Origin of the sequence: Colwellia asteriadis, from assembly GCF_039523295.1 — a bacterium.
Taxonomy (GTDB): Bacteria; Pseudomonadota; Gammaproteobacteria; order Enterobacterales; family Alteromonadaceae; genus Colwellia; species Colwellia asteriadis.
The window spans coordinates 102,892-126,722 of the sequence record NZ_BAAAFA010000007.1 but is presented as its reverse complement, the minus strand read 5'-3'; the positions used below and the strand labels follow the sequence as shown (position 1 = coordinate 126,722).

The window sequence follows — 23,831 nt, the reverse complement described above, 5'->3', positions numbered from 1 at the left end:
TTATGTCATTATTCTCATTTTCAACCAACAAAAAAGTAATCGCAACCAAACCTAAAATAGCGCATTTTAGCTTATCAACTCAAAATTCTTGGTTATTGTGGTGTTGCCAATGCATTAACATTGCTTTGATTAGCGCAGAGCTTAGCTCATGGATGTTGGCGATAATTGCCTTATCGTTTGTTTGGCAAGCGCTGTTACTCAATAAAAATGCCACGAGCCATAAACTATCGAGCGATAAAAAGAATAGTCAATCTAAAAAGAAACCCGATCACCATATTTCACCAGTCTTTTTAGGTTTTTTTGCCATTGCAGGTTGTTTAGCTATTACGCTAAGCGCGCAAGGTTTAGGTGTGCTACTGAGTATGGTGCATTTACTTAGCTTTGCTTATGCATTAAAAGCATTTGAGTTAAAAAGTCGTCGAGATTTTTATCAGCTGTTTTTACTGGGATTATTTTTGGTTGCTGCGGCACTTATCTTTAAACAAGACTTAAGTTTTGCATTAATTGCGATGGTCGCGCTGGTTGTAAATTTAGCTGTTTTATTGCAGTTTTTTTCTAGGGCGCAAGCGGTGAGTAATACATTGAAAACGGTATTATTATTACTTGGGCAAAGTATGTTCTTAGCGGCAGTATTATTTATAGTATTCCCACGTTTATCACCATTTTGGCAAGTACCGCAGGCAAATTCAGCGACAACTGGTTTATCTGATACGGTGCAGCCGGGCGATATTGCTAAGCTTGCTCAGTCAAGTGAGTTAGCATTTCGGGTTAACTTCAGCCAAGGAAATATTCCCACCTATTCACAACTTTATTGGCGAGCGATGGTGTTAGAGGATTATGATGGTAGGGCATGGTCTCGAACGGCACCTGATCCTGCAACAGTCAGTCATGATAACTATCAGCTTGAGGCGATAAACAAACGTTTATTTATGCCCAATACATTCAAAGAAAGTGAAAAACTGAACTATCAAATTATTACAGAGCCAAGTTTTCAGCACTGGTTGTTTGCCTTAGCGCCAGCAACCAGTAAAGATAACAGCTTACTATTATTACCTGATTACACCATTCAAAGCCGAAAGCTGCTCAGCCAAGCGAAAGGTTATCACCTTGACAGTTATCTTAATTCGCCTCTGGAAGTCAATATTGCGCAAGAGAGAAAAGCACAAAATTTAGCCCTACCAGCAAGGAGCAACCCTAGGTTAGTTCAATTAGCGCAACAACTAGCCCAACAATACCCTGATAGTGAACAGCGGGCGCAAGCCGTATTAACGCAAATACGAGAACAGCAATATTTTTATACATTAGAGCCACCACGTTTATTAAATAACAGTCTTGATCAATTCTTCTTTGACACGAAAGCTGGCTTTTGTGAGCATTATGCTAGTGCCTTTACGTTTATTATGCGCGCTTCTGGAGTGCCAGCTCGGCTTGTTACTGGCTATTTAGGTGGTGAATATAATAATTTAAGTAGTGATGGCACTACTAACAGAAGTAATGAAGCACAAGGTGCTCAGCAAGGGCATTTAAGTATTTATCAATCAGACGCACATGCTTGGTCTGAAATTTGGGTCGAAGGAAAAGGGTGGTTAAGAGTCGATCCTACCGCTGCGGTTGATCCTATGCGCGTTAATTCTGGATTTTCAACACAATTACAACAACAGCAATTGGCATTAAATAACAACTTATTGAGCTTTAATCACCTCAAAAAATTTGCTTGGTTAAATGAATTACGTTTGCGTTTTGATGCACTCGACTATCAATGGACACGCTGGGTTTTAGGTTATTCAAATGATAAACAGCGTGATTTATTACAGCAACTTTTAGGAAAATTTCAAGCATGGAAAGTTGCCTTAATTATTATTGGCGCAATGGCGATATCTATTGCGCTTGTTTTTGGTGTTATGTTTTTAATTAACCACCAAAAGAAGCAAAAACGTGCATTGTCGCCGTGGCTAGTACTGTATCAAAAAGCATTATTAATCTTAGCCAATAACGGTCTGGAAAAACCAGTGAATGTTACACCTCAAAATTTTTTACTGATAATAAAAATAAAATATCCTGAATTATCATTAGCTTTTGCTCGTGTTAACGCTAGCTTCACACGTTTGAATTATCAAGAACTAACAAGAGAAGAGCAAAAAAAGGAGTTTAAAAAGCTGCAACAACACTACAAAAACTTTATTAAAGCAACAAAAAAAATATAAAATTTTTTTATTCATATATTTGAAACAATTACTTGATAATTTCAAGTTCACGGTAAAAACGGACTTGTTTCGAGGGATAATTTTTACTAGGTTTAAGGTATGGATTATAGAAAAAGATAGGAAAGTAACAGCCCGTAATATTCTTAACGTAGTTAACGAAGGAGTGTTTTGTTATGCCGAATGTACCCAGTGATTATGACAATGTATTTGAGAAAAAACTCAGCTTACCAGAGCAACAAAAAATGGCGGTGCTTGTTGCCGTTATTAGTTATTTCACCTTAATTGGTTGGATTGTCGCTCTTGTTATTTATGACAAACACCAATCATCCTTAGCAAGCTTTCACTTGCGACAATCACTAGGGTTGATCATTACCGGGGCTTTATTATCCTTGGTACCATTAATTGGCTGGGCACTTGGTATTGGCGTATTATGTGCTTGGTTTATGGGGATTTATAGTGCAATAAAAGGCACTAAATATGAAGTTCCTCTACTGGGTAGCTTTTATCAACACAGTATCGACTTTATTCGTTAAAGTTAATTCAAAGGTATAATTGAAAGGTATAATTCAAAGGTATAACTCAAAGGTATAACCGAAAGGGGAGTAAGGAATACTCCCCTTTTTTAGATCTGTAATTATGTCGTGTGTTTACTCATGATATAAGTTCAGGTGACGCGTCGTCATGATAAAGATTATAATAATGTCCTTTTTTTAAGAGCAATGCATGATGCGAGCCTTGTTCAACTAATCTACCTTGGTGCATCACCAATATTTCATCGACTTCACTAATACTTGATAAACGATGCGCAATAATAATCATGGTTTTATTTTTACCTAATTGCGCCAATGCTTGCTTAACAAACTTTTCGGCGGTGTTATCAAGTGCTGAAGTTGCCTCATCAAGTATAATAATTGGACTATCTCTTAATATCGCGCGCGCAATAGCAATGCGTTGACGTTGACCACCCGAAAGGTTTCTGCCATTTTCCCCGACAGGAGTTGCTAACCCTAACGGCATGTTATCTGCGAAGGTAAGTACATTCGCCTTTTCAGCCGCCATTTTAATATCTTCATCAGTAATAGCGTGATGACAGCCAAAGCGAATGTTGTTTTCAAGGGTATCATCAATAAGCACAATGTTTTGTGATACTAATACGCAGTGTGCTCGTAAAGAGCTTAGCGTATATTCTTCAATAGCAATGTTATTAATAAAAATACTTTGTTTAGGTGCTTGGTATAAACGTAGTAGTAATGAGGTTAAGGTACTTTTACCGCTACCAGATTCACCGACTATGGCAATGCTTTTACCAGCAGCAATAGTACAAGATAAATTGTTGATAGCTGCCTTCACTTTACTTTCAGTGCGTGTTTCAGCATTTTTAGCAGTATTATAAAGATTATTCGGGTAAGTAAACGAGAGTTGATTAAAGCGAATAGTAAATTGCTCACCACGTAAGGTTAAAGTACCATTATCTTGCTCTACCGGTTCATCTAGTAAAGTAAATAAGCTTTGTGCGGCAGCCAAGCCTTTTTGTAATTGCTGATTAACATTAGTGAGCTGCTTTAGGGGCTTTAATAATGATGCCATTGCTACGAGCACTAAGGTAAATGTTCCTGGTGTTAAGCTGTTGAGTACCTGCTCAATACTTGCTAATAGTAAGACGCCAGCTATTGCAAAAGAGGCTATGAGTTGAATGATTGGGTTGTTTTGGGCGCTCGTTGCAGCAAGTTTACAGTGTTGTAGACGATTTTTATTATTAACCTTAGCAAACTGTGTGCCTATTTGTGTTGCGGTATTGAGCAGTAGTATTTCTTGTTGATTTACTATGGCTTGTTCTGTAGCGCAGCTTACTTCACCCATACTGACTTGTAGTTGGCTACTAATACGTTTGAAACGTTTGGCAACTCGGTTAATCAGTAAAGCAATAACAGGACCTATTATTAAAAAAATAGCGCTGAGTTGCCAGCTGTTATAAATCATCATGCCAATGAGTACTAAAATGATAATGCTTTCTCTGACGATGATGACACCGCTTTTAGAAATGGCATGTGATATTTGTTCAGTGTCATAAATGAGTTTTGAAATGATACTACCGCGACTGTGACTTTCATAAAAGCCACGAGGTAAAACCAGTAGTTTTTCAAAGGTTTGTTGTCTTATACAGTAAGTAATTTTACTGCTCATATAGGCGATGGTGTAATTAGATATAAAGCTGGCTATACCGCGAAATAAAAATATCAAAACGACTAAAATAGCGCCAATTTTTAAGGTGTCACTATTAGCATTACTTAACCCGTTATCAATTAAAGGTTTAATAAAGTAAATCATGCCTGCATCAATGGTGCTGAATAGGCATAGCCCTAAAAATGCAATCGCAATAAGTTTTGTATGAGCGCGGTAATAGCTGAGTAACCGTAATAATTGACGACGATTACTATGTTCATGAGAGGTTGTACTTTGTTTATTGGTAGAATTCATTGTTATTACTTTTGTGATTTAGCTTCTAATACGCCAACGGTTATAAGACCAATACCATTGGCTTGGATATTGTTGAATGATTTGTTCAAAGCGTTGATAAATAATGTCCATAATCTCTTCGACGGATTTATCTTGGTTTAGCTGAATTTCACTATTGTTGCTACTTACAACTGTTTCAAAAAATACACTAATACTGCCATCGGCTTGATAAACAGAATAAGCAAGTAATAAAGGTTTTTTGCTCAACTTAGCTAACATTACTACGCCAGACGGTGCTTTAGTCGTTTGTTTGAAAAAGTTAACCGGAGTTTGATTTGCATATAAATCACAGTGTAATGAAATATAAGCATTACTAGTTGTATGCTTTAACAGCTGCGCAAAGGCGTTGTTGTCATTTTTATTAATCGCTGTAATTTTTGCTTTAGCGTAAAATTGTAGGCCTTGCTCAAGAAAATCTGGCACATTAGTTAACGTTACAGACTGCCCTGAGAACTTATTTATAGCTAAGGGGACGGCTTCATAACAGCCTAAATGCATTGTGGCAATACAAGCACCTTCTCCTGATTGTAAAATTTCAAGTGTTGCTTCATCACAATAGATTTCAGGGTCTAGTTGATCAAGCCATAAAGACTCCGCTACGCCAAATGCACAGTTAGCATAGGCATCAAAGGCAATTTGTTTAATTTCATTAAAACATAAGTCAGGTAAAGCCCGTTGAATATTATTAATAGCGCGAGAACGTGTTTTTTTAGCGCAATGTAAAATGAACCTACCTAGTTGCTTAATGCTTGATTTTCGCATTTTAGCGGGCAATATACGTAATATGGTAATTAACATTTTTGCCAAAACACTGAGCAAAGCATGCTTTAGGTTTACCGTTTTTTGCTTTTGCTTTTGCTTTTGCTGGGTCGATGCTTTAATTGGCATATTTCTCAACCCAAGTAATAAATTGGCAAATATTGTGGGTATTTAGCTCAAAAGCTTCTTCTAACGGTAACGCTATATTGAATTTCTGCTCTAAATCGAGCATCAACATCATAAAGTCAAAAGACTTTATCGAAGCAAATAAGCTCATTTCTAAGTCAATGTCGTTACTATGAGTTTTCTCTTGAATAAAGTTGATAATGGTTTGTTTTACCAGCATATATACTCCAATTTCTTTTGATATTTTTGTGATTAATTATTTTTTAAGGTAAATTCAGGTGTTTAACGAACAACTGCTCTTTAGAGATACTTTAATGAGGTAGCTCAGGCATCAGTTAGTAGCGTTTTTAATTGCTTTACATCAACTTTTCCGCTGAGATTTCGAGGAAGATGCTCCGTGAGAATAAATTGGTCGGGTACCATGTATAGCGGTAACTTTTCGACGCAGTACTTTCGAAGAGATTTGCTGTTTAACGGAGCATTGTTTAACTGTGAATGGTCTATTACGTGCTTTGCGACTTCAATAAACGCAACAATATGGTTGCTTTTAGCGTTTGAGCTTTTTGACATCAGTTTTACTGTTGCCCAACTGATATCTTGATGAAAACTCAATAGGGCGGCCTCAATTTCTGCCGATTCTACGCGGTGACCCGAGACTTTAAACTGGTGATCATTACGGCCATGAAAAACAATATTATGCTGCTCATCTAAATAAACCATATCGCCGGTTTTATAAAAGCGTGTTAACGCTTGTTTTGACAAATTCTCTCGTTGTAAATGTGTGTTAGACAATGAGCAGGTAATGAATGATTGTGCGGTTTTTATATCATCAGCCCAATAACCTGAAACCAGCTGTTCTCCAGCTAAATAGAGCTCCGCTAGTGTATTTTTTTGACTTACTATTTGGTTATCTTTCACTAGCACTGCGATGACATTATTAAGTGGCTTACCAATAGGCACTGAAGCTGATAATGGTATATCGTCAAGGTTTAATTCATAACTCGTCGCGGTTATCGTGCACTCGGTAGGGCCATACAGGTTTATTACTCGACTGTTATGTGCGCAGTGCTGCCATTTTAAAGCTTGGCTAGTTAATAGTTTTTCGCCGCCAAAACAACTAATGCGCAGGTCAGGTAATTGCTCAGGTGTTAACTGACGCAATTTATCCATAAAAGATAACGTAGAAGCAACCGCTGAAAATACCGTTAATTGGTGCTGTTTAATGTAGGTAATAGGGCATAACAAATATTGGTTAGGTACTACATACAATGCCGCGCCTGTTGACCAACAACTGAACATATCGTGAACGGATAAATCAAAAGACAATTCAAAAAATTGACTGACTCTATCATTAGCATTTAACTGCAATAATTTATGTAAATTAAATAAATGCTCCGTAATATTATTATGACTAACCGCAATGCCCTTAGGCACTCCTGTACTACCTGAAGTAAACAAAATATACGCAGGATGTGAGCCACAAAATGCAGTATTGTTAGTCAGGGGCGGTTCTATTTTACAAGACACAATTGGGTTTTCTTGCGTAATATTAACAGTGCGGTGGTGTGAGCTTTGTTCAATACTATGTAACCACTGCGGCGTATCACGACCTAAATACACTACCGTCATTGGTTGAGAGTGCAATAATAATTGGCTCGGATCTTCTCCAGCAGCAACGAGTAAAATCTGACAGTTTATTTGCTTTAATATTGAACAGTTTCTGTCAGCAGGCTGCTTATTATTCAATGGCACGTAAGCGGCGGTAGTTTGTAAAATGGCGAGAATACCTGCGTACATTTGCCACTGTTTACCACCATAAATAGCAATGGGGTTATAGTGCGTATTTAAAGGTAATAAATATTGTGACCAGTGTGTGGTAATGTTTAAGAGTTCTTGATAGCTAAATTGTAACTCTTGACCGTATTCTGTCGTGCAAAGCGCGATATTATGTGGGTATTGTTGTGCTGATTTATAAAAAGTGTCATGAAATAAGTCCATTTTTTTACCTAAGATTGTCAGTAGCGCAATAATTGAATAGCGCTACTATAGGTAAAAGCTTGTTGAGCGACCGTTGTAATTGTGTCGTTACCCTGTAAGAAATCTATAGCCAACTGTGAGTAATTGTAATATGTGCTGTTTGCTATCAATGCAATATTCCTTATAAATAGCGCACTGATTTTACTAGTGTTCATGGTATCGATGTGATTAAATTTACTTTCTTTGTTATGTATTATTCTGCGCGTAAGGCTTGCTCTTGATTTACCTCTATCCTGCAAACAAAATGGAAAATTTGTTGCTTTTATTGAACAAGATTTCTGAAATTTCTCCCCTCGGTGTTTTTAATCAAGATGTTATTGTGGTGCAAAATGCAGGTATGCAACATTGGCTGAACTTAGCATTAGCGAATGAGCGCGGAATTAGCATGAATATTCGTTACGCGTTACCTGCTCAGTTTCTCTGGAAGTTAATGCGTTCACTTGCTAGCGAAGAAAAGGTTCCAGATCAATCTCCCTATTCTAGAGAGGTGTTAGCGTGGCGAATTTACCACCTGTTAGGTCTTGAAACTGTGATAAAAGATGATGATTTTATGCCAGCAACACGTTATTGGTTAGCGGATGTAGATCATATAGCTGAGCAACAAAACGTTGATAAACAAGCCGCATTAAAACGTTATCAATTAGCCCGACAAATGGCTGACTTGTATGAGCAATATTTAATTTTTAGACCACAGTGGTTAAGTGCATGGCAACAAGGTGATTTTTCACCGACATCACCTTTTGCATTAGCATTAAATAACGAAAACCAAAGCAGTGAACAGCAACACAACCCACTTCAAGAGCATAAATGGCAGGGACGGTTGTGGCAATTATTAACCCAAGAATTACCTTATGATCCTGTAGCGTTAATGCGTGATGCCATTGCTAATATGGCGGATAAAAAGTCAATTATCCCAAAGCGAATTAGTTTTTTTGGTTTAAATACCATGGCGCCGATGTGGTTAGACTTTATTAATGCGCTGAGTGAACATGTTGAAGTACACTTTTTTCACCTTAATCCGTGTTTCTCTTATTGGGGTGACATTCAAAGTGAAAAACAAGCACTGGCTAAGCTAAGTCATTGGTCGGCCGATGCAGAAAACGAGCAATGCTTTATTGGTAATCCTTTGTTGGCAAACTTAGGTCAACAAGGTCGCGAATTTTTGTCGATGATTCAAGGCTACAGCACCGTAGATATCGAGTTATTTGAAGAGGCTCATGCTATCACTCATGCAGTAGAGCCGACGACAGGCTCTCCATCGCTTAATATTCTCCAACAACTACAAAATGATATTTTAACCTTAAGTGATGCCCGCGAAAATAGTGCGAATAGCATAGGCAATAGCACAGAGGGTAACAATAACCTGAATACCCACGATAACTCTATTGTTATCAGTAGTGCTCACAGTGCGCTGCGTGAGGTACAAGGTTTACATGATTATTTACTGCATCAGTTTAATGAAGACCCGAGTTTAACCCCAAAAGATATACTAGTGATGTGTCCGCAAATAGAGCAGTATGCACCCTATGTAAACGCGGTATTTACGCGGGGTTGGCAAGATGTTGGTGATGATGTACCACCGCTACCGTGTTCAATTGCCGATAGAAGCGCTAAAGACAGCGACCCACTGGTTGCCGCTTTTACTGAATTACTGGCATTACCTGACAGCCGCTTTGGCGTATCACAGTTGCTAAGCTTCATTCGTTTACCTGCTATCAGTCATAAGTTTTCTATCAGCGCTGATGACTTAGATAAAATTACCTTATGGCTTGATGATGCCAGTGTACACTGGGGTTTAGATACACGGCATAAACAGCAGTTTATTGGCGAGCAAGCGAGCAATAGCTTTACTTGGCAACAAGGTTTATCGCGATTATTACGCGGGTTTGCTTTTAACGATAGCGAGCAAGTCTATCAACAACAATTATTACTAACACATGTTGAAGGTGATGATGCCATTCTGTTAGGGCAGCTCATGCTCTTTATTGAACAACTGCAACATTTTAGCTTACAGTTAAATACACCACGCAGCGCCGTGCAATGGCAAAGTTTCCTGTTAGAGCAGCTCGAAACGCTCTTTAGCCGTGTTGATGATAAATCACTTAATAGTGAAGCGAGCATCGCTATAATTGAGCAGGCGATTGCTGGCTTAGTGGAGCATTGCCAGCATGCATACTTTGAAGAAGCTTTGCCATTAACAATTATTGTTGACTACCTGAATAATCACTTTAGTGAAGGCGATGCCAGTAAACAGTTTATGGTAGGGCAAGTGACCTTCTGTTCAATGCTACCAATGCGTAGCATTCCATTTAAAGTGATTGCGGTATTAGGCTTAAATGATGGTGAATTTCCAAGGCAGCGACAACCGCTTGGCTTTGATTTAATGTCGTTAACCCCAGTGGCATTAGGCGATAGATCTCGTCGAGGCGATGATAGATACCTCTTTCTTGAAGCCATTATTTCTGCTCGTAAGGCACTGTATTTAAGCTTTCAAGGACGCAATATAAAAAATAACAACGAGCGTCAACCGTCTATTGTACTTAAAGAGTTAATGGACTATTTAACGCAGGGCTATGGTTATCAGTTTTCAGACCATGATAAGCGAGACCTCAATCAATTACCGATGCAAGCGTTTAGTCTTGATAATTATCGCAGTAATATCAACCCTTGGCCGAGCTTTGATAGCCGCTGGTTAGCCTTAGGTCTAAATGAACAGCAGAGTAGCCTTGCTATTGAGCAAAGTAAGGCGCAATTGTTGAGCAGCATTGAGGCACAAGATCTTAATAACCACCTAGTGCTCTCAACAGAACAGTTGATACGTTTTTTTCAACACCCAGCACGCCTTTTTGCACAGCAAAACTTGAACCTTTATTTTGATAATGACAGCGTAATGCTAAACGACGTTGAGCCATTTGAATTTGATCGTTTGCAAAGTTACCTTGTGCGCCAAGCATTGCTTGAGGGCTGTTTATCTACGCAAGAAACTACACGTGCTGATAACACTGCCGCGGTATTACAACATGCACAGTTAACCGGTAAATTTCCTGATTTACCGACAACACCTGGCGTGTTAGATGAATATGTACAAGACACTTTGATTTTTAGCGAAGAAATCCGCAATCATGGCGTTGATAACCCTGAATTAATCGATGTGAGTTTACCGTTAGCACTGTTATCGCCCTTGACGATTGAGCTAACTCTAAACACTAAATTACCCATTAAAAATAATAAATTAGTGCACTACCGCAGTTCAACAGCTAAAGCCAAAGATCTTTTTACCTTGTACCTTAATCAATTGATATTACAAGTTGTGCAAGAGCAATCGGTCGGGATAAATGAAGCACTGTTAGCGGTTGATGAAAATCTCGGTATTTATTTTAATACGAAAACTCAAAGCGTTGAAAAATATCAGGTGAGTGCAATTGAGAGTCCCGTCGCTAAACTCAAACAATTAGTCAGCTTTTTTATCCAAGGACAACAGCAGCCACTGTTGCTTAACGGCGAATTAGCGGCAGCTGTTTATGCTAAAAAATGGGGTAAAGTAGAAGAGTTTACCCAAGAGCGATTTGAAAGCTTTTGGCATGGTGATATCAATATGCGAGGCTTTGCTGAAGACCCTTATATCAATTACTTTTGGCCAACATGCCCCGAATATAGTCAGTATGAGCGTGATTTAGTGGCGGTTTATGACGATATTTATAACGTGGTTGAAAAAGTTAAATCAACCACAAAAAAAGCCAGTGCTAAAGGAACTAAATCATGAGCTTAGCGACATCTCCGGTACTTAATTTGAAAAATTTAAATGCCGCAACCCTTGAACTGAGTGGTAAGCATTTAATTGAAGCGAGCGCAGGCACAGGCAAAACTTACAATATTACCCGTATTTATTTACGCTTATTGCTTGAGCGAGAGCTGAAAGTTGAACAGATTTTGCTGATGACTTTCACCAAAGATGCTACTGAAGAATTACGTGGCCGTATTGACAGCTTTTTACGTGAAGCATTAAGTAATTGGCAGGGGTTATGTGAGTCACAAGGGAGTGATGGTGAATTTTTTACCCGTTTGAATACTACTATTGATGCCGATAAACGGGAGTTTTTATTAAAACGTGCGCTATTATTTTTAGATGAAGCGGCCATTTTTACAATACACGGTTTTTGTCAGCGGGTCCTTAATCAATATGCTTTTTCAAGTGGCTTGCCGTTTAATGCCAACATGGCTGCAGATACGAAAGAGATCATTTTACAAGCTTGCCAAGATTGGTATCGCCAACTCGCAAAAAATAACAGTGAGCAATTTAGATTACTTGCCAATTTTTGGGCAACCCCAAGTAGTTTTTTGTCGAGTTTTAATAAAGCCATCGGTCACAGTGGTGAAATTGCCTTAATTGATGTTAACGAGATTAAACAACAATTCTCTGAGCTGGCGCGGCAAGCTAAAACTGACTTAGCTAGTCATAATGCTCTATTAGAAACCGCACTTATCTTAGTGAAAAAAGGGGCGGAGCAAGAAACAAGGCGTAGTGAGTTGGCGCAGTTAATTTTATGGCTTGAGTCGGTCGTTGAAATAATGGCGCAAGAGGTGACCGATGAGCCAATTGCACTGGATAAAATGCCAGATGCTTTTTTTGATGGCAAGCGCTACGGACGATCTAAGTTTAAAGAAGAGCTGCTTGTTGCTTTTGACAGTGTAAAAGCGGTTAAAGAGCAGTATAAAACCATTCATAATAAAATAGATAAAGCGAAAGCATATCAGTTAGTGCGCTCGGGTATTTATCAAATGCGAGCAACAATTATTGAACAAAAACAACTGTTCAATATGCTCGACTTTGACGATCTGATTAATACACTCGCACAATGTTTAGCCAATGACGAGCAGGGCGTATTAGCCGCACAATTGTTAGCGCAGTACCCCGTGGCGTTAGTCGATGAATTTCAAGATACCGATCCTAAACAATTTGGTATTTTACAAGCACTGTACTACGGAAAAAAAGCAACTCAAGCCAATGCAGGGTTGTTTTTAATCGGCGATCCTAAGCAGGCTATTTATGGCTTTCGTGGTGGTGATATTTTTGCCTATTTAAGTGCTCGTGCTGGTTGCGATTATCATTGGTTAATGGATACCAATTGGCGTTCAACCCCTGAAATGATTGCGGGTTATAATCAAATTTTTGTGAGTAAAGATAGCTCGATTGCAGCAGGTGAAGATAATAGCGAGCAAGCATTAGCTCAAGATCAAGTGTTTGGTTACGGTATCCCTTATTTACCGGTACTGGCGGGTAAAAAGTCGTCAATCAAACCGCAGGAGTCAACAGTACTTGATAGCAATAAAGCGCTACAGTTTATTCATTTTAATGACGAAGAAAATGACAATGACAAAGTAGGGCAAAGCTCGCGTACTTATTTGGCCAGTTGGTGCGCAGCAGAAATAAGTAAACTCCTTAGCGTGAATCATCAAGATAATAACTCCGCTGAAAAAATAAGACCTAAAGATATTGCGCTATTAGTGCGAGATGGCGCTGAAGCGCGTGAAATTAAGCAAGCATTACAACATGCCGGGCTTGATAGCGTTTTTATGTCTGATCGCGCTAATTTATTTTACAGCGCTCAAGCAGGGCAGTTATTAAGCTTGCTTAAAGGCATTTTGCTTGTTGAAAATGAACGTTTGTTTATTGCTGCGCTTGGCTCGGGCTTACTTGGCTTTAGTGCCGATAAACTTGCAGCACTACAACAAGATGAGCAAGCTTATCAACATTTAAAATTTGCTTTTGTTGATTATCGTCAGCAATGGCAGCGTCAAGGTTTTATTACCATGGCCATTAATTTAATGCATCAGCACTTTGTGGTTATTGATGATGATAAAGATCGCGCATTAACTAATTTACTGCATTTATTTGAGGTGCTGCAAGCGGCAAGTCAACGTCATCACCAAGGACAAGAGCTGTTGTTCTGGTTTGAGCAACAATGCCGTTTAGATAATCCTGAAACTGAAGCCGAATTACGCTTAGAAAGTGACGGTGATTTAATCCGTATTATTACTCAACATGGCTCAAAAGGCCTAGAGTATCCTTATGTCTTTATTCCGTTTGCAACTCGTCATAAAGACCCGATGAAATTTGGGCCTAAATCGGTGAGTTATATTGAATATCATGATAGTAACGGGCAATTAATTTTAAGCTTAGATGGCTCAAAAGCAGCGAAACAGGCAATGGCTGAAGAGGCCTATGCTGAAAGTATTCGTTTATTGTATGTGGCGATAACTCGCGCAGAAAAACGCTGTTATGTGCTAACTACGGGGTTTGAAAAGTTTCACTTATCCCCATTAGGCAATACCTTAAAGTGGCGTGAAGATGACAATATCATTACCAATTTACAATCACTTAAAGCGCTTTGTCCCGATGCTATTGGCATTACCGAATTAAGTTTTTCAGCGCTAGCGGCGAAGCACCTTATTAATAAAGAAAATGCTTGCCTTAACAAGACTAGTTATGACGAGCAAAACCCACTACAAGCTAGCCGTTTTATTGGAAATATTGAACGAGATTGGTGGTTAAGTTCGTTTTCAGCATTAACCCGTAACATCAGGCACAGCGGTGTTTCAACTCCTGACAGAGATGCCGATCTTTATGTCAGCAGTGAAACAACCGCAGTATCACAGTCTATTCGCTTTAAGTTAAGTAAAGGCGCACATAGTGGTAATTTATTGCATGATATTTTTGAGTTAACTGATTTTAGCCACGCTAATTGGCAAGAAAGTATTAAGTGGCCTTTAGTTAAATATGGTGATTTAAATCAACAAGCTAATACACAATTTAGCGAAGATGACTTAATCACTTGGCTTGATGATGTGATCGCTGCGCCGTTTATTGGCGAAAATGAAGATATTGACAATAAGGGGAGCTTGTCGAGCTTAAGCTTAATACAAACTATGCGAGAGAGTGAGTTTTACTTTCCAATGCAAGGGGAAGACAGTAATGCGTTAGCTAAAATACTCACCGAACATAGAAAAATAAAAGCAGCCACGACTTCAGCTAACACAGGTGACATTAATATTGCCAGAGCTGTGCAATTACCGAGTTATAAAAAACTCTCAGGTATGATGCATGGATTTATTGATTTAGTGTTTGAACATCAAGGTAAATATTACCTTTGTGATTATAAATCGAGCCATTTAGGAGACAGGTATAGTCATTATCAACCTGCGGCGTTATTGGATAATATGCAAGGTAATTACTACGATTTACAGTATTTAATTTATGCCTTGGCATTGCATCGTCATTTACAGCAATCGTTACCTGATTACCAACCTGAAGCACACTTTGGTGGAGTCTATTATTTATATCTTCGCGGTATGACCGCAAACCCGCAGCATGCCGGCGCAGGTATTTATTATAGTGCGGTAACACCACAGGAGTTAACATTGCTTGATCAATTATTTTCAGGTGAAAAGGCTCAGCATAGCGACACGCCAGTAAACACAACAGACAAAAATATAGCAAAGGCTGAGGAAAGCACTGATGAATAATGTTTATAGCAGCTTTGCACAAGCCAAACAGAAAATTCACGGCCTTGAAGCTATCGATTACTTTTTTGCTAAAGAAATGGTGCAAGCACTAGTGAGTAATGACAGTATTCATCGCAAAGGCCAAGTGGATACGGGTGACAACCATAGCGACAATGACCGCTTAATTACTCATATCTTGTTGGCATTGAGTGAGAGTTTGCGCGCAGGGCATACCTGCTTGCCATTAAGTGAGCTCGCTAATAAACACTGGGGTTGTGCCTTTGATAATTACGGAGAGGTTAGTCATTCAGGTGTTATTTTTCCTGAGTTAACGATATTAACAACAACTATTACGGCATTAGCGCTATCACCTGAGCAACAACAACCCATTGTTTTTCATCATGGTAATTTATATTTGCGTCGATATTTTCAGTTTGAGTGTGAATTAGCGCAAGATATTTCAATGCGTATTGCTACGCGCTCAACCTTTAGTCTTGATGAGATTACTGAGTGTATTAGTGGTTTATTTCCAGAGGATAATTTAAGCGAAACTCGTAATGATGTTAATGATATTGATTGGCAAAAAGTTGCAGTGGCCAATGCTATTAACAAAAACTTCAGTGTGATTGCAGGCGGACCTGGCACAGGAAAAACCTATACGGTAACTAAATTACTGGCGGCGCTGGTTATGTTGCAGCAAAGTGATACGTTATCATCAAGCGAGTTAAGTATTGCGCTAGTTGCGCCAACAGGTAAAGCCGCACAGCGTTTATCAGAGTCTATTGTTAAAGCAGTCGCAGGGTTTAGTGAATTAATTGCTAGCGATGTATTAGCAAAAATTCCTAGTAGTGCACAAACTATTCATCGCTTATTAGGGGTTATTCCTAATAGTCCTAATTTCAGACATGGCATTGATAACAAATTGGCTTATGACGTAGTACTTATTGATGAAGTATCTATGGTTGATTTACCTTTAATGACACGTGTGTTTCGTGCTTTAAAGCCCAACACTAAAGTTATATTGTTAGGAGATGCCGATCAGTTACCGTCAGTGGCAACAGGAAGTGTTTTAGCTGATATAGCGCCAAGACCTCATGGTGGGTTTTCAACACTAAATTGTGATTACTTAGCGCAAGTTTGTCAGTTAAAGGGAGCTGTATTAAGACAAGCTTTTTCTCCGTTCAATACCGAGCACTCAACAAACCCTAATGACTATTTGACTTATTTACTTAAGTCTCGACGTTTTGACGGCAAAGGCGGTATTGGTTTATTAGCCAGTGCAGTGATAAAAGGTGACTCTCAAGAGAGCTGGGGTTTATTAACGGAGGCTAAAGCTAAAAATTCTTCACAATTAGCATTAGCCACAACCGAGTTGTCAGCTTGGTTAGCACCGTTAATTAAGCAGTATTTCCAACCTATAGAGCATTGCGAAAATGTGAGTGAAGCCTTTAAGTTACTCGCGCAATTTCGAGTGTTATGCGCGACGCGTCAAGGTAGCTATGGCGTTGAAGCGATTAACGACTATATAAAACGCTACTTAGGTAAAGCTTTTGTCAGCCAACATAGTGAGCAGCAAGGCTTATATCACGGGCAACCGATAATGATCAGTGAAAACAATTACCGTTTGGGACTTTATAATGGTGATATTGGCATTATATGGCGAGTTGATGATGAAAATAATAGTAATAGCCATTTAATGGCATGCTTTGAAAGTAGTGACCAAGCACAGCCTATTCGGCGTATTCTGCCGTCACGTTTACCGAAATATGAAACAGTTTATGCGATGACAATTCATAAAACCCAAGGGAGTGAATTTACCCATGTTGCGATGTTATTAAGTGAAACTGGTGCTAGTCATGGCTCTGATAAGGCAAGGGAGAGCAAATTACTGTCGCGCGAGTTATTGTACACTGCCATTACACGCGCTAAACAGCAGATCACCGTGGCAAGTAACCAAAGTACTTGGCAGCAAGGGGTTAATGCTCAGGTTAAAAGGCACTCAGGACTATCGCTTAGTTGCAGTGACTTTGACTGAGATCAGTCTAATAACAATTTAGTCATGATTTATTGTGCGTTAATTGCCTAAATGCCTGATATAATTGCGGCTTACGATAAAGCGATAGTTAAAATAACTCGCGTTTTATTTTTGAAGAGTTCAGGTTAGTCACTAGCGTTTAAGGTTTAAGGTTTAAGGTTATGCAATTAAAAGATATTGATAAAGCACGTTATAAAAAACATTTAAATATTGTCATTGTTGGTTTTATCAGTAGTTTATTAATACTATCTCTGATTTTTGGTCAGCTGCTGATTGCACTTTTTTCAACCGTAGAGCAAAACGTGATTGACCTTGCAAAAATTACCGCAGAGCAAGCACCAGAGGGGAGTAATTTTAAGTTTAATTTAATTGGCGTTGTGCTAGCGTTATTTGTGAACGCAGCTATTTTACACCGCGTGAAAAATAGTGATTTTTTCAACGAAGTTTATTATGTGTGGCAAATTAAACAGGTACAAAACCTTATTTATCGTAAGCTAAAAAAGATCAAAGCTGCGGCGAAAGAGGGGGATGAACAAGCATTACGTATTTTGTTTTACTATTACAACAGCATCAAGCAGTTATATATTTTAGATGACAATACCATTACCTTATCAAGTGTTGAGAAAAATTTACAAGATATCACTGAATCAATTAATGAGAAAAATATTGATATTGACGCGCTGCCTTTCGATAAAGCAATGCTGGCGGATTATAAGTAATAGCCCTGAGCTTAACGACAATAATTTGTACTGAATAGCTGAGGAAATACGGTTGTGGAATCCATTTTAATTTTTTTGATTGTTTTTTATTTAGTCGCATTTGTTTATGACAAAACTATTGATAATGAAATTAAAAACAATCCGACTTTAGCTAGTACGTTAACTGAATTTAAATATTTTCATTCATTTCAGTCACGACCTAAAGCGCTGAGTGCGGCATTAAGTTTTCAATTCAGGGGAATTTCAACGATGTTGACACTCGTTGGTAGTGTATTTTCACTGATGATGTATTTGGGGTTAGCGTTTGGTATATATTTCATTACGCAAGCATAGCGCTATATTTGGTTCTACAGTTATTGAGTCTACAGAATAAAAGGAATTCACCGATGAAAATTCTCGTTTTTTTAGGGACGGTTCGTGAAAGCACACCACCTAAACCAGCACGTCTTGGTGTTAGAGTTGCTAAAGCGAGTCTTAACTGTTTACACGCTCGCTTTGCGGAACATGAGATTGAGCTAATTGACGCGTTAGATTACCCTTTAGAGGCTATTTTTAAGCCGCACTTTGCGTATGGAAGTAATCAAGCGCCTGCAGCCCTTAGTCGCTTAGCTGAAAAAATAGCCGCAGCAGATGCTTTTATTATGATCAGCCCAGAATATAATCATTCAATGAGTCCTGCGTTGGCTAACTTACTTAATCATTTTGGCAGCTCTTTGTTTGCTTATAAGCCTAGCGCTATTGTTACTTATTCAGCTGGGCAATGGGGTGGTATGCGAGCAGCGGTTGGCATGCGCACCTTTTTGGGTGAATTAGGCTGTCTGCCGGTCTCTGCTATGATTCATGTTCCTAAAGCGCAAGATGTCTTTACACAAGAAGGCACATTACAACCAGGTGAAGAGCAATCTTCGTGGTTTGATTATTTCTCTCGAACATTCGGTCAACTTGTATGGTGGGCACAGGCGGCCCAAAAGCATAAGAGTGAAGTTAACCCGAACACTATGGTGAAAGACTTTAAAACATCGCCTGCTGAGCGCAACGCACCTTAGCATACCGAGCAGCAAAGGGATTTTCTAACTTTGCTGCTTTATGTTAACTACCTTGTATTAAACACCTTGCATTAATAGGTCAGCTCATTTACTGCTCATGCCCAGTAATATTCTAGACCACCATTTTGAGATTTATTTGAGATAACATGCCTGATTTTCTTCTTTCGCAGGTGCTTGCATCAATTACCTTAATTATTGAATGCTATGCAATGCAGCACAAAAATAAAAATACCATTTTAGCGTTGCTGTCAGTGAGTTGTTTTTTTAATGGTATTCATTATTTTTTATTAGCTCAGCCGACTGCGGCTTTCATTTTCTGGTTTTCGAGTATTCGATTTTTAATTTCTATTAAATGGAAGTTTCAATGGATTTCAGCATTATCCATTGGGGTTAGTTTATTAATTGCGTGTTATACCTATATTGGCTTTTTAAGTGTGATTGGCTTTATGGCGACGGTTTTTATTACCATTGGCTCATTTACTAAAAATGATAAATTACTACGTATTATGATGATGGTAGGCGGCTCGTTATGGCTTCTACACAATATTATTTTATGGACACCGGTTGGTATATTAGTAGAAGCCATTTTCGTGGGAAGTACAGCGGTTGGCTTTTATCGTTATTATATTAAAGATAATGAAAGCAATGTCACTGAGCCAAAAATAAAGAGCTAACTTAGCCCGAGTTTAGGTTAAATAAATGATTTTACCGTATTGTGGTTGGCGTATTTGTCGGGAGCTACAGTGTTTACCCCTTTGAAAAATAAGAGTACATTTAATTGAAAGATATCGATTTATTTATAGAAAATTGGGCAGGTGAGAGTGCTATGGTGCCGATAAGTCACCAAGATATTATTGAGCTTGAAGCGCAACTACAAGTTGCTTTACCTCAGGCATATAAATATTTACTGACTACTTATGGTTTAGTACGCACGCCCAATGTTCTGACAAAAACTTGTGACTTAAATGTTGAAGTAGCAAACGTGCAAGACTTTTTAAGTGTTGAAGATGTTTTATCTCTTTCAAAGCTTTATGAGATGACAGGCATGCCAACCGGGCATATAGTTTTTGCTTCTGATAGTGAAGGTAATATGTTTTGCTTTAAAAAAAGTGAGTGTGATCTTCAGCTTAATGATGTACCAGTATGGTTTTATAATCAGGCGTTATGCACTGTTACTCAAGTCGCGCAAGGATTTGTACCTTGGCTAATACGTTTTAACACTGCTCATTTATAAGTAACCTGAGCTCGGCTTAACAAATGTTTCTCTAGCAGCTATTTTTCCTAACTTCTTCGTTAAATTTACTTGCAATAGGCCAGCTATTGACGCGAAATTTACCTTGAATTAAGCAAAACTATCAAGCTAGAGATTCTTAAGAATAATTTTTGCTGAAATTTCAATTTGTTAAAGACTTCTTAAACCGAGTTCAGGTTAAGTATTATTTTTTATACGTATTATTAACTTTATTGTTGTTTAATGGGGTATTCACACCCCATTAAACTTTCATAGCTGTTGTTAACTGTATAAGTCATTAACTGTGTAAGTCGTTAAGCTTCTAATCCAAAAGGGTCGTCAACTGAATGTGATGGCGTGGTAAACCACACAGGGCCGTTTTCATCCATATAAAAATGATCTTCTAAGCGAACACCAAATTGATCAGGAATAACTAACATCGGCTCATTGCTAAATACCATGCCGGTTTGTAATTTTGTTTCAGTCCCTTTAACTAAATATGGCCATTCGTGAATATCAAGCCCACAACCATGCCCCGTTCTGTGTGGTAAACCCGGTAGTTGGTAGTCAGGTCCATAACCGTGTTTTTCTAATACTATACGTGCGCCATCATCGACATTTCCACAAGGAGCATTAAGTTTAGCTTCATTAAACGCATTAATTTGTGCATCTTTTTCAACTTGCCATGCTTTGCGTTGCTCAGGGGTTGCCTCGCCGTAAGCATAAGTGCGAGTAATGTCAGAATTATAACCTTGCACTAAACAACCCGTGTCAATTAAAACCCAGTCATTTTCTTGTAAAATTTGCGGATCTTTTACGCCATGTGGGAATGAGGTGGCTAAACCAAAAAGTACAATACAAAACGAAGAGCCTGTGGCGCCAACCCGTTTATGGGCTTCGTTAATAAACTGTGTAACCTCTACTGTACTGATACCAGGCCTTAAAATACGGGCTGCTGCTTTATGTACGGCAATAGTCATATCTTTCGCTCGTTGCATTAAAGCAATCTCTGCGCTCGACTTTATTTGACGACACAATGCGGTTATATCTGAAGCGTTGGTGTAAGTTATATGTGGCGCTGCTTTTCTAAAACCATCAAACACAAAAAAAGGAGCTGATTCATCAATGGCAATATTACCTGTGCTAATGTTCATCTCTGTTAGCACATGAGCAAATAGCGCATAAGGGCTCTCATGCTCATGCCAGCCGTGAAAGTTACCTTGTATCAACATGTGATCACGTAAAGAGCCTTCTTCAAAGTGCGGTGCAATAAATGCTAGCTCACCTTTTGCAGGTAAAATAGCGCCAACTAAACGCTCACTCTTATACCACTTTAACCCGGTAAAGTAAGTTAAGTTAGTTCCCGCATCTAAGTACATCGCCTGAATATTTTGCTCGAGCATATAAGTTTGTGCTTGCGCGATACGGGCTTTAAATTCATCGAGAGAAATTGCGCTAATATCTGTGGTCATGTCAGATAATTTATTGAGTTCAATTTCAGGGGTAGAGCCGCCAACACCAAGTGTCATAATTAATTCCTTATTGTATACAATATGTAGAATGTATCATTTAGGGTTAGTGAAATGAAAGCTTGTTAAGGTAACAACAAGGGAATATGCGATGAATTGCTAGATTCTTAAAAATAAGAAATAAAAAAACCAGCAAAAGCTGGTTTTTTAAATTTATCAACCTCGAGATAACTCAAGGTAATTATAATATATTATCTAGCGCGGAAAATAATGCGGCCTTTTGATAAATCGTATGGTGTTAATTCAACCGTTACTTTATCGCCAGTTAAAATACGAATGTAATTTTTACGCATTTTACCTGAAATATGAGCAGTGACCACGTGGCCGTTTTCTAGTTCAACTCGGAACATAGTGTTTGGTAAGGTATCTAATACCGTACCTTGCATTTCAATATTTTCTTCTTTCGCCATGGGGCGCTAAACCTCTAATGTTGTGCAAATTAGCCAAAACATAATAACGAGATTGCTAAAAGTCATGACCGATAAAAAAAGCTGCGCGAATGATGCCTAATTGCTTGGCTAATGTAAAGCATTGTGACCATTTATTTGTCAATTTACTGGTTATATGTCGTTAATTCTCGTTATATTGCCATCGGTCGTTAATAAATCGCTCATGAGGGTGGTAACGATTTTTATAATTCATTTTTTGGCACTCATCAATTTGATATCCCAAATATAAATAGGGAAGTGCGCGCTGCTGACATATTTCTATTTGAGTTAAAATAGAAAATACGCCTAAACCGTGTGCTTTAAATTCTGGATGATAAAAGGTATATACCGCTGATAGTGCATTACTTAAAACATCGGTAACCGCCACGCAAATGAGTTGCTCTAAGTCTTCTTCAATGAGCCATGTTTCAATAAAGAGTTGTTGGGTTAGCTGGCAACTTAAAAAACTTCTAAATTGCTCAATATTGGCAGGAAACATTGAACCGTCGCTATGGCAGGTATTAATGTAGTTTTCATAAAGAGGGTAATAGCTGTCTTTTAAAGTGTTCGACTCTTTAATGATAAAATGACTATTACGCTTTTTACTGCGCCTTTGGCTTTTAGATGGTGTAAATTGGTTGACTAAAACGCGAATAGACTGACAAGCGTTGCACTGTAAACAATGGGGGCGATAACTTTGCTCACCACTGCGTCTAAAGCCTTGCTCCATTAACCATGAATAGCTTTTGTTATTCTGTAGTCGTTCATCAACGGCAATTAATAATCGCTCGTTTTGCTCAGGTAAATAGTTGCAAGGAAACTCTTGGGTTACCCCTAACTTAAAACTGGTGTTATTCATTGATAATAGGCCAATTCTCTACTGCTTTATTAAAAAATCCGCTTTGTATATAGGCTTTTTTTATAATGCCCTCTGCTCTAAGTATGGTTAAGCCTTTAGTTAAAGCAAGGTATATATTTTTGGCATCGGGATGTTGTTTACTTATGACAAAGTGACGGCTACCCGGTAATTTTACGCGCACATTAGGAATCGGTTTAAAAGTGAAGCCGTCTTGCGTAAAGGATAAATCTGGTGTGTTATAAAATGGTGCTAGCATAAAGTCGGCTCGACCTTTTACCAGCATTTGTGTCATTAGTGGGAATTGCCCCACATGAATCAGACCTGCTAGGTTCATATCGCAAAGTGCTGCCCAATCAGTTTTCCAATTACGGTTAGATACGGCAAAAAGGCTTTGAATGTTGGGGGGTGATAATTTTAATAAATGTTCATTTTTTTCATAAACATATAAACCCGCGGTAAACTCGCCTTCTTGAGTTAATGGCGGGCTGATAAAAAGGTTTTCTTTATCTTTAATATCAGCGTACCAAGAAGGGGTTGCACTAAGGTGAACTTCACCCTGGTTGATGAGTTTTATTCGGCGTTGATAAAAATCAACAGAGACGAGTTGAATAGGAGAGTTATAACCGCCGCGATGCAGTGCTTGTAATAATAAAACCTGTTCAACAATATCCCGATAAGCGTATTTCCCGGTAAAATCGGTGATTGTTAATGGGTTTCGTTTATTAATAAACATATTGAAATGTTCTTGGCCACCGTTATGTATACCAATCAATAATGGTGAAGAAGAAAACGCCTTATTGGGTATGAATACGATAAGAGAAGCGATAAGTATCAAATA

Annotated in this window: 18 protein-coding genes; 10 read left to right on the top strand and 8 right to left on the bottom strand. The window is 38.5% G+C overall.

Annotated elements, in window-relative coordinates; translation table 11 throughout:
• Positions 1-2 precede the first annotated feature (2 nt).
• Both ABD005_RS11175 and ABD005_RS11170 read left to right on the top strand, forming a co-directional pair.
• On the top strand, positions 3-2,204 hold the full coding sequence (locus ABD005_RS11175; RefSeq protein ID WP_343817457.1) for a transglutaminase TgpA family protein: 2,202 nt from the start codon (positions 3-5) through the stop codon (positions 2,202-2,204).
• Positions 2,205-2,377: 173 nt separating this feature from the next.
• On the top strand, positions 2,378-2,737 hold the full coding sequence (locus tag ABD005_RS11170) for a magnetosome magnetite crystal formation protein family (RefSeq protein ID WP_215979156.1): 360 nt from the start codon (positions 2,378-2,380) through the stop codon (positions 2,735-2,737).
• A 118-nt stretch (positions 2,738-2,855) separates the two neighbouring features.
• Here the strand turns inward: ABD005_RS11170 and ABD005_RS11165 are convergent, their stop codons facing one another.
• From ABD005_RS11165 to ABD005_RS11150, 4 genes are all read right to left on the bottom strand, one after another.
• A complete protein-coding gene (locus tag ABD005_RS11165; RefSeq protein WP_343817456.1) occupies positions 2,856-4,682 on the bottom strand; it encodes an ABC transporter transmembrane domain-containing protein in 1,827 nt (608 codons plus the stop codon).
• Between the two features lie 18 nt (positions 4,683-4,700).
• Entirely contained in the window at positions 4,701-5,609 is a 909-nt protein-coding gene (locus ABD005_RS11160; protein ID WP_343817455.1) for a lysophospholipid acyltransferase family protein, read from the bottom strand.
• Entirely contained in the window at positions 5,599-5,826 is a 228-nt protein-coding gene (locus tag ABD005_RS11155; RefSeq protein ID WP_343817454.1) for an acyl carrier protein, read from the bottom strand. The genes ABD005_RS11160 and ABD005_RS11155 overlap by 11 nt, the downstream gene beginning before the upstream one ends.
• 104 nt (positions 5,827-5,930) lie before the next feature.
• Positions 5,931-7,604, bottom strand: coding sequence for an AMP-binding protein (locus tag ABD005_RS11150; RefSeq protein ID WP_343817453.1), 1,674 nt, complete (start codon positions 7,602-7,604; stop codon positions 5,931-5,933).
• Between the two features lie 250 nt (positions 7,605-7,854).
• Between ABD005_RS11150 and recC the strand changes: the two genes are divergently transcribed.
• The 8 genes from recC (at position 7,855) to ABD005_RS11110 (ending at position 20,180) form a co-directional block, all read left to right on the top strand.
• Complete coding sequence (gene recC / locus ABD005_RS11145) at positions 7,855-11,406, top strand: exodeoxyribonuclease V subunit gamma (protein WP_343817452.1); 3,552 nt, start codon at positions 7,855-7,857, stop codon at positions 11,404-11,406.
• Positions 11,403-15,167 (top strand): exodeoxyribonuclease V subunit beta, encoded by a 3,765-nt coding sequence (recB, locus tag ABD005_RS11140; RefSeq protein ID WP_343817451.1) that lies wholly within the window; start codon positions 11,403-11,405, stop codon positions 15,165-15,167. Before recC ends, recB begins: the two co-directional genes overlap by 4 nt.
• Positions 15,160-17,181 carry an exodeoxyribonuclease V subunit alpha gene (gene recD / locus ABD005_RS11135; protein ID WP_343817450.1) on the top strand — a complete coding sequence of 674 codons (2,022 nt, stop codon included), beginning with the start codon at positions 15,160-15,162 and terminating at the stop codon, positions 17,179-17,181. Before recB ends, recD begins: the two co-directional genes overlap by 8 nt.
• A 161-nt stretch (positions 17,182-17,342) precedes the next feature.
• The gene (locus ABD005_RS11130; RefSeq protein WP_343817449.1) at positions 17,343-17,900 is read left to right on the top strand and encodes a DUF3087 family protein; all 558 of its coding nucleotides are present in this window, start codon (positions 17,343-17,345) and stop codon (positions 17,898-17,900) included.
• A gap of 54 nt (positions 17,901-17,954) precedes the next feature.
• Complete coding sequence (locus tag ABD005_RS11125) at positions 17,955-18,233, top strand: hypothetical protein (RefSeq protein ID WP_215979147.1); 279 nt, start codon at positions 17,955-17,957, stop codon at positions 18,231-18,233.
• A gap of 53 nt (positions 18,234-18,286) precedes the next feature.
• Positions 18,287-18,946, top strand: a complete 660-nt coding sequence (locus ABD005_RS11120; protein WP_215979146.1) for an NADPH-dependent FMN reductase — start codon at positions 18,287-18,289, stop codon at positions 18,944-18,946.
• A gap of 146 nt (positions 18,947-19,092) precedes the next feature.
• Complete coding sequence (locus ABD005_RS11115; protein ID WP_343817448.1) at positions 19,093-19,620, top strand: YgjV family protein; 528 nt, start codon at positions 19,093-19,095, stop codon at positions 19,618-19,620.
• 104 nt (positions 19,621-19,724) lie between these two features.
• Positions 19,725-20,180 (top strand): SMI1/KNR4 family protein, encoded by a 456-nt coding sequence (locus tag ABD005_RS11110; RefSeq protein ID WP_343817447.1) that lies wholly within the window; start codon positions 19,725-19,727, stop codon positions 20,178-20,180.
• A 311-nt stretch (positions 20,181-20,491) separates the two neighbouring features.
• On the opposite strand, the gene ABD005_RS11105 is transcribed toward ABD005_RS11110, so the two are convergent.
• The 4 genes from ABD005_RS11105 to ABD005_RS11090 all read right to left on the bottom strand — a co-directional run bounded on the left by ABD005_RS11105 (position 20,492) and on the right by ABD005_RS11090 (position 23,726).
• The gene (locus ABD005_RS11105) at positions 20,492-21,706 is read right to left on the bottom strand and encodes a M24 family metallopeptidase (protein ID WP_215979143.1); all 1,215 of its coding nucleotides are present in this window, start codon (positions 21,704-21,706) and stop codon (positions 20,492-20,494) included.
• Between the two features lie 191 nt (positions 21,707-21,897).
• Entirely contained in the window at positions 21,898-22,116 is a 219-nt protein-coding gene (gene infA, locus ABD005_RS11100) for a translation initiation factor IF-1 (protein ID WP_011043571.1), read from the bottom strand.
• Between the two features lie 160 nt (positions 22,117-22,276).
• Positions 22,277-22,993 (bottom strand): arginyltransferase, encoded by a 717-nt coding sequence (locus ABD005_RS11095; RefSeq protein WP_343817446.1) that lies wholly within the window; start codon positions 22,991-22,993, stop codon positions 22,277-22,279.
• Positions 22,986-23,726: a hypothetical protein gene (locus ABD005_RS11090; protein WP_343817445.1), complete on the bottom strand. Its 741-nt coding sequence runs from the start codon at positions 23,724-23,726 to the stop codon at positions 22,986-22,988. The genes ABD005_RS11095 and ABD005_RS11090 overlap by 8 nt, the downstream gene beginning before the upstream one ends.
• Between the last annotated feature and the right edge of the window lie 105 nt (positions 23,727-23,831).